11 protein-coding genes are annotated in these 13,070 nt (G+C 70.7%); 7 read left to right on the top strand and 4 right to left on the bottom strand.

Annotation, left to right across the window (positions count from 1 at the left end; all coding sequences use genetic code 11):
* Positions 1-13 precede the first annotated feature (13 nt).
* Entirely contained in the window at positions 14-700 is a 687-nt protein-coding gene (locus AC6JBM_RS44845) for an HAD family hydrolase (protein ID WP_497979775.1), read from the bottom strand.
* A 42-nt stretch (positions 701-742) separates the two neighbouring features.
* Here AC6JBM_RS44845 and AC6JBM_RS44840 point away from each other — a divergent pair, with 42 nt between their 5' ends.
* The 3 genes from AC6JBM_RS44840 (at position 743) to AC6JBM_RS44830 (ending at position 5,082) form a co-directional block, all read left to right on the top strand.
* Entirely contained in the window at positions 743-922 is a 180-nt protein-coding gene (locus tag AC6JBM_RS44840; RefSeq protein ID WP_497979774.1) for a hypothetical protein, read from the top strand.
* Between the two features lie 373 nt (positions 923-1,295).
* Complete coding sequence (locus AC6JBM_RS44835) at positions 1,296-4,526, top strand: S8 family serine peptidase (protein ID WP_497979773.1); 3,231 nt, start codon at positions 1,296-1,298, stop codon at positions 4,524-4,526.
* 100 nt (positions 4,527-4,626) lie between these two features.
* Positions 4,627-5,082 (top strand): MaoC family dehydratase, encoded by a 456-nt coding sequence (locus tag AC6JBM_RS44830; protein ID WP_350613798.1) that lies wholly within the window; start codon positions 4,627-4,629, stop codon positions 5,080-5,082.
* 511 nt (positions 5,083-5,593) lie between these two features.
* On the opposite strand, the gene AC6JBM_RS44825 is transcribed toward AC6JBM_RS44830, so the two are convergent.
* Genes AC6JBM_RS44825 through fabG form a run of 3 tightly spaced genes read right to left on the bottom strand, consistent with a single transcriptional unit; the run spans position 5,594 to position 8,580 of the window.
* Positions 5,594-6,646, bottom strand: coding sequence for an acyl-CoA dehydrogenase family protein (locus AC6JBM_RS44825; RefSeq protein WP_497979772.1), 1,053 nt, complete (start codon positions 6,644-6,646; stop codon positions 5,594-5,596).
* The gene (locus AC6JBM_RS44820; RefSeq protein WP_497979771.1) at positions 6,643-7,812 is read right to left on the bottom strand and encodes an acyl-CoA dehydrogenase family protein; all 1,170 of its coding nucleotides are present in this window, start codon (positions 7,810-7,812) and stop codon (positions 6,643-6,645) included. The genes AC6JBM_RS44825 and AC6JBM_RS44820 overlap by 4 nt, the downstream gene beginning before the upstream one ends.
* 9 nt (positions 7,813-7,821) lie before the next feature.
* Complete coding sequence (gene fabG / locus AC6JBM_RS44815; RefSeq protein ID WP_497986686.1) at positions 7,822-8,580, bottom strand: 3-oxoacyl-ACP reductase FabG; 759 nt, start codon at positions 8,578-8,580, stop codon at positions 7,822-7,824.
* Positions 8,581-8,748: 168 nt separating this feature from the next.
* Between fabG and AC6JBM_RS44810 the strand changes: the two genes are divergently transcribed.
* The 4 genes from AC6JBM_RS44810 (at position 8,749) to AC6JBM_RS44795 (ending at position 13,054) form a co-directional block, all read left to right on the top strand.
* The gene (locus AC6JBM_RS44810; protein ID WP_497979770.1) at positions 8,749-9,687 is read left to right on the top strand and encodes a hypothetical protein; all 939 of its coding nucleotides are present in this window, start codon (positions 8,749-8,751) and stop codon (positions 9,685-9,687) included.
* 39 nt (positions 9,688-9,726) lie between these two features.
* Entirely contained in the window at positions 9,727-10,350 is a 624-nt protein-coding gene (locus AC6JBM_RS44805; RefSeq protein WP_497979769.1) for a hypothetical protein, read from the top strand.
* Between the two features lie 4 nt (positions 10,351-10,354).
* Positions 10,355-11,146: an endonuclease/exonuclease/phosphatase family protein gene (locus AC6JBM_RS44800; RefSeq protein WP_497979768.1), complete on the top strand. Its 792-nt coding sequence runs from the start codon at positions 10,355-10,357 to the stop codon at positions 11,144-11,146.
* Positions 11,147-11,305: 159 nt separating this feature from the next.
* Positions 11,306-13,054 (top strand): VWA domain-containing protein, encoded by a 1,749-nt coding sequence (locus AC6JBM_RS44795; protein WP_497979767.1) that lies wholly within the window; start codon positions 11,306-11,308, stop codon positions 13,052-13,054.
* Positions 13,055-13,070 lie beyond the last annotated feature (16 nt).

Raw genomic sequence — 13,070 nt, 5'->3', positions numbered from 1 at the left:
GTTATGTCGCTTTTTACGCTAACGCCACGCGAAATGCCGTCGTAAGGGCCTCGTCGAGATGGTCCAGCAGATCCTGCGGGTCCTCGTAGACGCCCGCCGCGCCGTGGTCGAGCAGCTCCGCCGCGCACAGCCCGCCGCTCGTCAGGCCGATGCACGGGATCGAGAGCTGCCCGGACGCGCGCACGTCCCAGACCGAGTCGCCCACGAACACCGTCTCGTCCGCCGACAGGCCCGAGCGCTCCAGCGCCACCTGCACGATGTCCGGCGCCGGCTTGCTCTGCTCGGCGTCGTCGGCGCTCGTCACCGCGGTCAGGGACCCGTCGGCGTCGAGGCAGTGCAGCAGCGCGTCCAGCTCGGGATGAGAGGCGGACGTCGCCAGTACCACCTTGAGACCCCGATCCGCGCAGGAGTCCAGCAGCCGCCGCGCCCCCGGCAACGGCCGCAGCGCGGGCCACAGCGGCGCGTAGAGCGCGGAGTGCGCGGCCCGGATCGCGTCGTCGTCCGACGAGTCGTGGCCGTCCCCGAGCAGCTCGTCGAGGATCTTGTCGGAGCCCATCCCGATCGCGCGGTGGATGCGCGCCATGGGCACGTCGTGATCGTGCTGCCGCAGCGCCTGCCACCAGGCCACGACGTGCAGGTACACGCTGTCGACGAGGGTGCCGTCCACATCAAAGAGCACACCGGTCACAGGTTTGGTCATAGGCCGGGTGATACCCACCCGGGCGGGGGTATCACTGAATCCATGACCGAGCCCGAACGAGCGGTCGCCGTCACCGAGCCCTTCCCGGGCTTCGACGAGGACGATCTCGGCGACTTCGCCACCGAGCACTGCAGCGTCACGCTCGCCGAACAGCTGGCCGGCGGCCCCGAGCACGCCCGCGAGCCGGAGAGCCCGCGCGGTCTCGCGGGCATGGACGAATAAGCGCCCGGACCCACACCTCTTCTCACATCGCGCCGCCGACTCCCAGCCCGGGAGCCGGCGGCCTTCGTCGTGCCCCGGCCGCCGACGCCGGACGAACAACGCCAATAAATGCAAATACCCCCGGGCAGGAGTAATTCGGACTTACCCTCGTCATTGCCCTATCCACCTTTCACGATCTGATGCCACCGCGTGATTGCCCCTTTTCCATGCGTGGGAAAGCTGGCATGTTGAGGCATCACCTCCACCCGTGAGAGGGGGCACGATGGGCCGACGGAGATGGGTGCACGCCGCAGTGGCGAGCGCACTCCTACCGCCTCTGCTCGTGCTTGTCTCGGCCAGTCCGAGCGAAGCGGCACCAATCCCCGCAGGCAGCTTGAAGGCCGTCGAAAGCCTCAAGCCGGTCACGCAGACCGAGATGGCCAAGGCACCCACGAGCCGCATGGCCAAAACCGACCCGTCCCTGCTCAACCGCGACGACACCGCCAAGGTGTCCATCGCGGTGAAGCTCGACTACGACTCCACCGCGACCTATTCCGGCGACATTGCCGGGTATGCCGCGACGAGTCCTTCCGTAACCGGCAAGGCGCTGTCCGGAAACGCCGACGAAAAGCGGTACGAAAACCGAATCGCCGGAATCGAGGACAAGTTCATCGCGGACCTCAAGAAGCAGGTCCCCGACGCCAAGGTCGGACAGCGGCTCCGCACGGTCTACGGCGGCATCGCGCTCACGGTGCCGGCCAACAAGGTCAACACCATCCTGACCATCGACAACGTGGTCGCCGTCCAGGCCGACAAGGCCCAGCAGCCGCAGACCGACTCCTCGCCGAGCTTCATCGGCGCGGACCAGGTCTACCCGCAGCTCGGCGGTGCTCCGAACGCCGGCAAGGGCGTCATCTTCGGCTCGCTGGACAGCGGCATCTGGCCGGAGCACCCGTCCTTCGCCGACAACGGCAACCTCGGCGCACCACCGGCCAAGGCCGACGGCACCGCCCGCGCCTGCAACTTCGGCGACAACCCGCTGACCCCGGCGAACGACCCGTTCGTCTGCAACAACAAGGTCATCGGGGGCCAGGGCTTCCTGGACACCTACAACGCGCTGCAGGAGCCGGAGGTGTACGGGTACACCGCCCGCGACTCCGACGGCCACGGCACGCACACCGCGTCGACGGCCGCCGGTGACCCGGTCGCCTCGGCGAAGATCTTCGACATCGAGCGCGGGCCGATCAACGGCATCGCGCCCGGCGCGTGGGTCTCGGTGTACAAGATCTGCGGCGCCACCGGCTGCTACCCGACCGACTCGGCCGCCGCGGTCGCCGCGGCGATCAAGGACGGCGTGAAGGTCATCAACTACTCGATCTCGGGCGGCTCGACGCCGTACACCGACGTCGTGGAGCTGGCGTTCTTCGACGCCTACAAGGCCGGCGTCTTCGTCGCGGCCTCGGCCGGCAACAGCGGCCCCGGGCCGAGCACGTCCGACCACCTGTCGCCGTGGGTGACCACCGTGGCGGCCTCGACCCAGAAGCGCTCGTTCGATTCGACGCTGACCCTGACGTCCTCGGACGGCACGTCGGCGACGATGAAGGGCGTGTCGATCACGGGGGGCATCACCGGCCCGCTGCCGGTCGTGATGGCCTCGGCAGCCCCGTACAACAACGCGCTCTGCACCAACACGCCGCCCGCCGGGCTGTTCGCCGGCAAGATCGTGGCGTGCCAGCGCGGGCCGAACCGCGTGCTGAAGGGCTTCACCGTCAAGCAGGGCGGCGCGGCCGGCATGATCCTGTTCAACAACCCGAAGGCCGACGCGCTGAGCGACAACCACTGGTTGCCGACGGTGCACCTGGCGGACGGGGCGGCGTTCCTGGCGTACGTCAGCGCCCACCCGAACGTCAAGGCCAGCTTCACCCAGGGCGAGAAGGGCACCGGCACCGGTGACGTGATGGCGAGCTTCTCGTCGCGCGGCCCGGGCGGCAACTTCATCAAGCCCGACATCACCGCCCCCGGCACGCAGATCCTGGCCGGCAACACGCCGACCCCGGACGACGTCGCCGGCGGCCCGGCCGGTCAGTACTTCCAGGCCATCGCCGGCACCTCCATGTCCTCCCCGCACATCGCCGGCTCCGCGATCCTGGAGAAGGCGCTGCACCCGGACTTCTCCCCGGGTCAGATCAAGTCGTCGCTGATGACCACGGCGACGACGAAGGTGGTCAAGGAGGACGGGGTCACCCCCGCCGACCCGTTCGACCTCGGCTCGGGCCGCGTCCAGGTCAACCTGGCCGCGAACCCCGGTCTGACGTTCGACGAGACGGCCGACCGGATGTTCGCCCTCGGCAACGACCCGGTCAACGCGGTGCAGATCAACCTGCCGTCGGTGAACGCGCCGGTCATGCCCGGCAAGCTCACCGCCGTTCGCACGGCGAAGAACGTCACGAACAAGACGCTCGTGTACCGCGTTGAGACGACGTCGCCGAAGGGCTCCACGATCACGGCGACGCCGGCTCTGTTCTCGGTCGCGCCGGGCAAGAGCCAGCAGGTCAGCATCACCATCAAGTCCAGCGCGCCGACGGCTCAGTACTTCGGCGAGGTCCGGCTCGTGCCGGTCACCGGCGGGGTGCCGACGCTGCACCTGCCGGTCGCGTTCGTGCCCAAGCAGGGCGACGTGACGGTCACCCAGACCTGCACGCCCCCCGCGATCGGCCTGCTGCAGACCAGCAAGTGCACGGTCACGGCCACCAACAACACCTTCAACGACACCACGGCGGACTTCACCACCACGTCGTCGCTGAACGTCCCGATCGCGGGGGCCAACGGCGCCAAGGTGGTCAACCCGTTCAAGGCGGAGAAGAAGGGTGCGGCCCTGGCCGGGGCGGTTCCCGGAACGCCGTCGCTGACCCCGGGCACCATCGCCGGGTACCTCCCGCTCGACCTGTTCGGGATCACCCCGACACCGATCGGCGACGAGAACCTGACGACGTTCAACGTGCCCGACTACGTCTTCAACGGCGTCACGTACAACGCGGTGACCATCTCGAGCAACGGGTACCTGTACCCGGGCAGCGATGCCAGCAACGAGAACAGCGTCTTCGATCCGAAGCCGATCCCGGACCCGTCCAAGCCGAACAACGTGCTCGCCCCGTTCTGGACCGACATGAACGGCACCGGCGCTCCGGGCCTCTTCGTGGCGACCCTGACCGACGGCGTTGACACGTGGCTCGTGGTCGAGTGGCGGGTGAACGACTACGGCACGGCGACGGCGCGGCGGTTCCAGGTCTGGATCGGCGTCAACGGCGTGCAGGACATCGTGTTCGCCTACGACCCGGCGACGGTCACCACGCTGCCCAACGGCCAGAACTTGGCCGTCGGGGCGGAGAACGTCACCGGCACGGGCGGCCAGGGCCTCTACAACACCCTGCCGACCGAGGACCTGCGCATCGTGAGCACCGCACCGGTGCCGGGCGCGTCGACCTCGTACACCGTGACGGTATTCGGCCTCATCCCCGGCAACGGCGAGGTCACCACGTCCGTCAGCACCCCGGCCGTGCCGGGCACGACGGTCGTGAAGAGCACCATCGCGGTGAGTGCCAAGCTCAACCGCATCGGCACCTGATCGCCGATTGAGTAAGGCGGCCGGCTCCCTTCCCGGGGGCCGGCCGCTTCTTTCTCACAAGCCCTTGCACGGCGGCTCCCACCGTTTCAGGATCGAGGGCATGCGGATCTTTGCGAGCGCGGGCGAACTCCTGGCCTCGGTGGGCGAGCACCTGGGGTACAGCGAATGGCAGGAGATCACGCAGGAGCGGGTCAACCTCTTCGCCGAGGCGACGGGCGACCACCAGTGGATTCACGTGGACGCGGAGCGCGCGGCGGCCGGCCCCTTCGGCACGACGATCGCGCACGGCTTCCTGACGCTGTCGCTGCTGCCGGCGCTGGTGGCGGAGATCTACCGCGTGGACAACGTCCGCATGGGCATCAACTACGGCCTGGACCTGGTGCGCTTCCCCGCTCCGCTGCCGACTGGTTCGCGGGTTCGGGCGGGCCTTGAACTGCTGGTGGCCGACGACAAGGGCGAGGGCTGGATCCAGCTGAAGAACCGGGTGACAATCGAGCGCGAGGGCCACGAGAAGCCGGTGTGCGTGGCCGAGTCTCTGACGCGCCTCCTGATCTGATCCCACGCCTTGTGTTCGGCCCCTCCACACATGGTGATTGGGGGGCGGTCGGATTTGGTCGGCCTGGGTAGCATCGAGGAATAAGGAAGCGCACGGCCGAGGCTTCATTGCTCCTGTAGCTGCTCTGTCGCCACGACTCCCAGCCGCACGGCCCGCTCGCTCCTGGCCCCGGCCGCCCGATCCCGCACGCGCGCGGGGTTGCTCGACGGTCGTCAGGCTGGGTTGGGGGCATTCGGTCGGCTTGGACTTTGGCTCGGGCGCGGCGCCGTCGTTGCCTTTGTCGTCGCCCTTTGGTTCACCTTCGGCGCCGTCCGCCTCGGCCCCGAACAGCACCGACCGCGACGTCGCCAGCCCGGCCGCGGCGCGGGAATACGAGCACCGGCGCACGCCTGTGGTGCGGCCCTGCGGTGCGCAGCCGTCCTGCGAGACCAGCCCCGCGCGCCGCGCTCACCGCAAAACCAGCCGGGCCCGATGCGTCGGCGCACCGGGCCCGAGAAACGCAGGGGACCGATCAGGCGGGGAGATCAACCAGGTCCGCGAGCAGTGCCCGATGCCGCGCCGCCGAGCCGAGGGCGATCGCGTTGGCGCGGGCCCGCTTGAGGTACCAGTGCGCCGGGTGCTCCCAAGTGAACCCGATCCCGCCGTGCAGCTGCACGCACTCCTCCGCCGCCTTCACGGCCAGCGGCGAGCAGAAGGCCTGCGCCAGCGAGGCGGCGACCGGCAGGTCCGAGTCGTCGTTCGCAAGGCAGTCGGCCGCATAGCGCGCCACCGCGCGAGCCTGCGTCGCCGCCACCCACAGATCCGCGAGCCGGTGCTTGATCGCCTGGTACGAGCCGATCTGGCGCGCGAACTGCCGGCGCGTCTTGGCGTACTCGACCGTCGTGGCCAGGCACCACTCGGCGATACCGAGCTGCTCCGAGGCCAGCAGCGCGGCCCCGGCGAGCAGGGCGCGCCCCACCAGCGGGGCCGCGTCCGGGGCCACGAGCCGCGCCGGGGTGCCGTCGAAGGCGAGATCCGCCACCGGGCGGGTCAGGTCCAACGACACCACCGGCGTCCGGCTCACGTGCGCGGCCTCGGCGGCGAACAGGCCCGCCGCCGTCGGGACCAGGAACACGTCCGCGGTCAGGGCGTCGGCCACCGTGGTCACCGAGCCCGAAAGTGCCGCACCCGCGGCGCTGACCGTCCACGATGGACTGTCCGAGGTGGACAGGGGGACGGCCAGGGTCGCGGTCCGTGCGCCGGTGGCCAGGTCGCGCAGCAGGGGGTCGTCGGACGGCAGGGCCGCCACCGACAGCACCGCGCTGCCCAGGAACGGTACCGGTGCGACGAAACGCCCCAGCTCCTCCATGACCACCGCGGTCTCGCGCCAGGACGCGCCGGCACCGCCCGCGGACTCCGGCACGGGCAGGCCCGCGCAGCCCAGGTCGGCGGCGAGCGTTCGCCACAACTTCAGGTCCACGGGTTCCGGGCCCTCGAGCCGCGAGAGGTCGACGCGGTCCGACAACAGGGAACGTACCGAAGCGCGGAGCTCCTCCTCCACCTCGGAGTACAGCAGATCGCTCACTTCGGCAGGTCCTTCCACGCGACGTCCTTGTCGGCCCGCTGCTCCTGCGGCAGGCCCAGCACCCGCTCGGCCACGATGTTGCGCAGGATCTCCGACGTCCCGCCCTCGATCGAGTTGCCCTTCGCGCGCAGGTACCGGTATCCGGCCGCACGCCCCGCGAAGTCCACCTGCGTCGGGCGCCGCAGGGTCCACTCGTCGTGGCGCAGGCCCTCCTCGCCGAGCAGATCCAGCTCGAGCGAGGAGATCTCCTGGTTGAGCCGGGCGAACAGCAGCTTCGACGCCGAACCCTCCGGCCCGGGCTGACCGGCCGCGAGCTGCTGGCGCAGGCGCATGCCGGTCAGCCGGGCCGCCTCGGCGTCGACCCACAGGCGCAGCAGCGCGTCGTGCAGTCCGGGCGAGCGGACCTCGGGGCGGGAGCGCCACAGGTCGGTCACGATGCCGATCGTGCCGCCCTCGCGCGGGACCGCCTGGCCGCCGATCGAGACGCGCTCGTTCATGAGCGTCGTCTGGGCCACGGCCCAGCCCTCGCCGACCGCCCCGAGGCGATCGGTGTCGGGGATCCGGACTCCGGTGATGAAGACCTCGTTGAACTCCGCCTCACCGGTGATCTGGCGCAGCGGCCGCACCTCCACCCCCGGCGCCGTCATGTCCAGCACGAAGTACGTCAGCCCCTGGTGCTTGGGCAGGGCCGGGTCGGTGCGGGCGATGAGGATCGCCCAGCGGGCCTCGTGCGCCATCGACGTCCAGACCTTCTGCCCGTCCACGACCCAGTCGTCGCCGTCGCGGACCGCCCGGGTGCCGAGGCCGGCGAGGTCGGAGCCGGCGCCGGGCTCGCTGAACAGCTGGCACCACACCTCCTCGCCGGTCCACAGCGGGCGCAGCCAGCGCCGGCGCTGCTCGTCGGTGCCGTGGCGCAGGATGGTCGGGGCGGCCATGCCGAGCCCGATGCCGATGCGCCGCGGGTTGTTGTCGGGCGCGCCGGCGTCGGCGAACACCTGGTCCACCTCGGGCTGCTCGGCCCGCGGGAGTCCGAGGCCGCCGAGCCCCACCGGGTACTGCACCCACGCCAGCCCCGCATCGAACCGTGCCCGCAGGAACTCCAGCGGGTCCGTACCGCCAACATCATGACCGGCCAGGAACTCCCGGGCGAGGTCCGCTGTGCTCACGTGATCCCCTCAGTTCAGTGGCCCGCCGGCCACGTAGATGACCTGGCCGGACACGAAGCCGGCACCGTCGCTGACCAGGAACGAGATCGTGTGCGCGACATCGTCGGGGCGCCCGACGCGGCGCACGGGGATCTGCTCCGCGGCCCCCTTCTGGAAGGTCTCGAAGTCGACCTTCATGCGCGCCGCGGTGGCGGCGGTCATGTCGGTGGCGATGAACCCGGGCGCCACCGCGTTCGCGGTCACCCCGAACGGGCCGAGCTCGATCGCGAGCGTCTTGGTGAAGCCCTGCAGGCCGGCCTTGGCCGCGGAGTAGTTCGCCTGGCCCCGGTTGCCCAGCGCCGAGGACGAGGACAGGTTCACGATCCGGCCGAACTTCGCGGCGGTCATGTGCACCTGGGCGGCCCGGCTCATGAGGAACGCGCCGCGCAGGTGGACGCCGATGACGGTGTCCCAGTCGCCGTCGGTCATCTTGAACAGCAGGTTGTCGCGGATGACGCCGGCGTTGTTCACCAGCACCACCGGCGGGCCGAGCTCGGTGGCGATCCGCTCGACGGCCGCGGCGACCTGGTCGGCGTCGGCGACGTCGGCGCCCACGCCGAGCGCGCGGCCCCCGGCGGCGGTGATCTGCTCGACGGTGTCCTTGCAGGCGGTCTCGTCGAGGTCGAGCACGGCGACGGCGTGGCCGTCGGCGGCGAGGCGGATGGCGGTGGCGGCTCCGATGCCGCGGGCCGCGCCGGTAACGATGGCGACGCGGTTGAGGTCAGTAATGGTCACAACACCGATCCTCGCGCGTGAGACAGGGTCTCGAAAAGTATGCACTACGAGTGCATATTTCTGCCAGCGCCAAAGTTCCGCCTCGGGAACCATTCAGGTGCGGCCCGGTTGCGCCGATGGTCGTTGCGTCACACGGATGAGACAGCACAACGGGGGGCAAGGATGAACGGCAGGACGATCACCAAGGCGCTGACGATCGCGGGCCTGACCGGCGTCGCGGCGCTCCTGAGCGGTACCGCCGCCCATGCCTCCACCGCCGGCAAGACCGTCGCCTACGTCCGCGGCGGGGCCATCTACAGCAGCACCGGCGCCACCGAGGTCCGGCTCACCGATGACGGGGTCAACGCCCGCCCGCGGTTCTCCCCGGACGGCACGAAGCTGGCGTACCTGCACGACGGCACGGTCTGGGTGATGGACGCGACCGGCGCGAACAAGCACCAGGTCAGCAACCGCCCCGCCGGCGGCCCGGCCTGGTCCCCGGACGGCACCCGGATCGCCTTCGCCGCACTGTCCTGCACCGGCGGCCCGGGCGTGTTCCTGGCCAAGGCGGGCGGCGACGACGAGCCGCTCTTCCCCGCGAGCTGCCGCGACCAGGAGGCCCCGCGGGTCACCGAGTCCACGCCGGCCCCGGCCGCCGGGAACCTGGTCGACCGCCTGCGCACCGACGACGCCGTGGCCTGGTCGCCCGACGGCACCCAGATCGCCTTCCGCGGCGGCGAGTGCGAGAGCATCGCCGACAACTGCCTGAGCATCGGCACCCTGTCGACCGGCCGCGAGCGCGCGATCGACGTGTACGGCGGCGGCGGCAACGGCACCAGCGGCTTCGGCGTGGTCCCGGCCTGGCGCGCCGACGGCAAGAAGGTCGCCTGGACGAGCTACGACGCCGACGGCGCCGCGGTGGCCGTGACCGAGGCGGACGCCGACGGCTCGAACCGCCACGTGGTGGGCAAGGCCGACGACCGCGAGATGGTCTACGAGGGCACCGGCACGGGCGTGCTGACCAGCGCGTACAACGGCCACTCCTGGATCACCGCCGTCGACCTCGCCACCGGCAGGCGCACCCCGCTGCACCAGGGCTCTCAGCCGACCGTCGCCCCGTAATCGGCCGCGAGACAGGTACAAAAGGCGCAAAATCGAACGATGAGCCACAGGTCCTTGCCCGCCGCCATCTGTTGCACCGCGGTAATGCTGAGCGGCTGCGGCGGCGACAAGATCCCGGCTCCGCAGCCGAGCGCCGCCGCGGTACAGAAGGATCTCGTTCTGACCACCGGCGACCTCCCCGACGGCTATGCGGCCAGCCCGCCCGATGCCACCCCCGAGGTGAGCACCGTGAGCAGCTCCAGCATCCCCGGCTGTGACCCGCTGCTCGACCTGTTCCAGACGGGCCCGAGGGACGCGGCCCGGTTCGAGGCCGGCAACACCGGGCCGTTTCTGGCCGAGAGCCTCACCGACGCCACGCCGATCCCCGAGATCGCGGCCAAGTGCGCCACCTTCACGGACACCGACGGCGACGGCGAGACGACGCACGTGAGCGTCAGCCCGGTCGCGGACTTTCCCGCCGTCGCGGAGAGCCAGAAGGCCTTCAAGATGGAGGCGACGGGTGGTACCGGTGACGACGCCTGGACCACGTCCGGCTATCTCGTCCAGGTCCGGGTCGACGGCCTGACCTGCACCCTCGTCCACTTCGGCCAGCCCGGCGTCGACCGCGCCGAGACCGAGTCGATCGCGAAGGCGGCGGTCGCGAAGATCAAGCGACGACAATGAGGATATGCGGCTCGGCACGTTCAACCTGATGCACGGACGCTCGCTGACCGACGGCCTGGTGGAGACCGGCCGGATCGGCTCGGCGATCGCGCAGCTCGACGCCGACGTCCTCGGCCTGCAGGAGGTCGATCGCGCGCAGCCCCGCAGCGGGCACGCGGACCTGGCCCGGATCGCGGCGGAGGCGCTCGGCGCGCGGCACGCGATGTTCGCCCCGGCGGTCGTCGGTACCCCCGGCGAGACGTTCCGCCCCGCCACCGACGCGGATGCCGAAGGGGTCGACCCGCACTACGGCGTGGCGCTGATCAGCCGCTACGAGGTGCTCGACTGGCGGATCACCCGGCTGCCGGCGGCGCCGCTGCGGGCCCCGATCATGCTCCCCGGGCCGGAGCGGATGCGGGTGATGCTGCTCGACGACGAGCCGAGGGTGCTGCTCGCCGCGGTCGCCGCGACCCCGATCGGGCGCGTGACGTTCGCGACAACCCACCTGTCGTTCGTGCCCGGCTGGAACGTGCGGCAGCTGCGGATCGTCCGCCGGGCGCTGCGCGCGCTGCCCGCCCCGCGGGTCCTGCTTGCGGACCTGAACCTGCCGGGCGGGTTGCCGAGGCTGTTCTCGGGGTGGCATCGGCTGGCGGCCGTACCGACTTATCCCGCCCCGGCCCCGCGGGTCCAGTTCGACCATGTTCTGGCGGATTCGCGGGGCATCGAGCGCCTGGGTCCCGTTGTCGACGTCGCCAGCCCGCCCGTGCCGTTTTCGGACCATCGCCCGCTCGTCGTGACCCTGCGTGGTCGTTCATAGGCCCCAGCCGACCGGTAACGATTGCGAAGAGTGCTCGTATAACTACGATTCTTCGGCGGCTTGTAGATTGGGCGTTCGTTTGTTGGGATGCGTACCGTCAGTGATTTTCAACCGAAGGTACAAGGCCAACAGAGGCCGCCGGTCCGGAGGATTAGAGCCGTGAAGGGTCGTCACCGCTCAGCGGGGTCGTCGGGCGGAGCGCTGAAGCTGGGCGCCGCCGCCGTCGCCGTGCTCATCGTCCTCGCCGGCAGCTGGTACGCGTTCAACAAGTACTCCAAGCCCGCCTGCGGCAACACCGCCGCCAAGCTCAGCATCGGCGCGGTCTCGGACATCGCCCCCGCGATCAAGGAACAGGCCGCCGCGTGGGCCGGGCAGGCCAAGCAGAACGGCAACTGCGTCGACATCGAGGTCTTCGACGAGGACCCGGCCGACGTCGCCGCCTCCCTGGCCGGCAAGAACGACAAGTCGCTGACCGGCGTCGGGCAGGCCAACGGCAAGACCCGCATCCCGGACATCTGGGTCGCCGACTCCTCGCTGTGGCTGCAGCGCATCCGCGCGGTCAACCCGCAGAGCGTCCAGGCCGGCGCGCACTCGATCGCGCTGAGCCCGGTCGTGCTCGCGATGCCCGAGCCGATCGCCGCCGCCAACTTCGGCTGGCCGAACAAGAACATCACGTACGCCGATCTGGTCACCAAGGTGGCGACCGACCAGAAGGTCAAGGTCGGCATCACCGAGCCGAGCCGCGACGCGACCGGCCTCGGCAGCCTGCTGACCCTGGCCACCGTCGCCCAGCAGGCCGGCGGCGGCAACCAGACCCAGGCCACCCAGATCGCGACCGCCGCGCTGCGGGCGCTGGCCGCCGGGCGCTCCTCGGTGCGCTCCGACCTGGTGCAGAAGTTCCCCCGCGGCAGCGACCCGGCGACGCTGAGCAATGGCCTGACCGTGGCCCCGCTGTCGGAGCAGGCGGTCATCCAGTACAACGGCCTGCAGCCGCCGGTGCGCCTGGCCGCGCTCTACGCCGAGCCGTCGGCCCCGCCGTTGGACTACCCCTTCGTGGTGCTCAGCACCGACAAGGCGAGCATGGCCGACGAGCTGCTCAAGCAGCTCAGCACCCAGGACTTCCGCGACAAGCTCGGCGCGATCGGGCTGCGCGGCGCCGACGGCGCTCCCGGCAAGGGCTTCCAGACGCCGGCGAACGCGCCCGGCGCGCTGGCGGCCGCGGCTCCGCAGCTGCCCGACGCCGGCACGGTCGAGCAGCTGCTGAGCCGCTGGCAGGCGATCACCCTGCCGGCTCGGATGCTGGCCGTGCTCGACGTCTCCGGCTCGATGCTGGAGCCGGTGCCGACCGCCGGCGGCGCGACCCGCATGCAGGTGACGCTGGAGGCCGCGCGCAAGGGCATGAGCCTCTTCGACGACTCCTGGTCGCTGGGCGTGTGGATCTTCTCGACGCTGATGGACGGCAACAAGGACTACAAGCAGCTGGTGCCGATCGGGCCGCTGGTGAGCCAGCGCGCGACGCTGTTGCAGGCGCTGGGCACGGTCCAGCCGAAGAAGACCGGCGACACCGGGCTCTACGACACGATCCTCGCCGCGTACAAGACGGTGCAGGCCGGCTACGAGAGCGGCCGGGTCAACTCGATCATCGTCATGACCGACGGCGAGAACGACGACCCCGCCGGCGGCCTGAAGCTCGAGGAGCTCATCGCCCAGCTGAAGGCGACCGCCGACCCGGCCAAGCCGATCCAGATCATCCTGATCGGCATCGGCGACAAGGTCGGCGAGGCCGCGATGCGCCAGATCACCGACGCGGTCGGCGGTGGCACGTTCGTCGCGCCCGACCCGGCGAAGATCGGCGACATCTTCCTGCAGGCGATCTCGCTGCGGGGCCAGATCGGCCAGCCGAAGTAGCGGCGGTCCGCACACT

This window comes from Dactylosporangium thailandense, from assembly GCF_059739745.1.
This window is presented reverse-complemented; position numbering and strand designations above follow the sequence as displayed.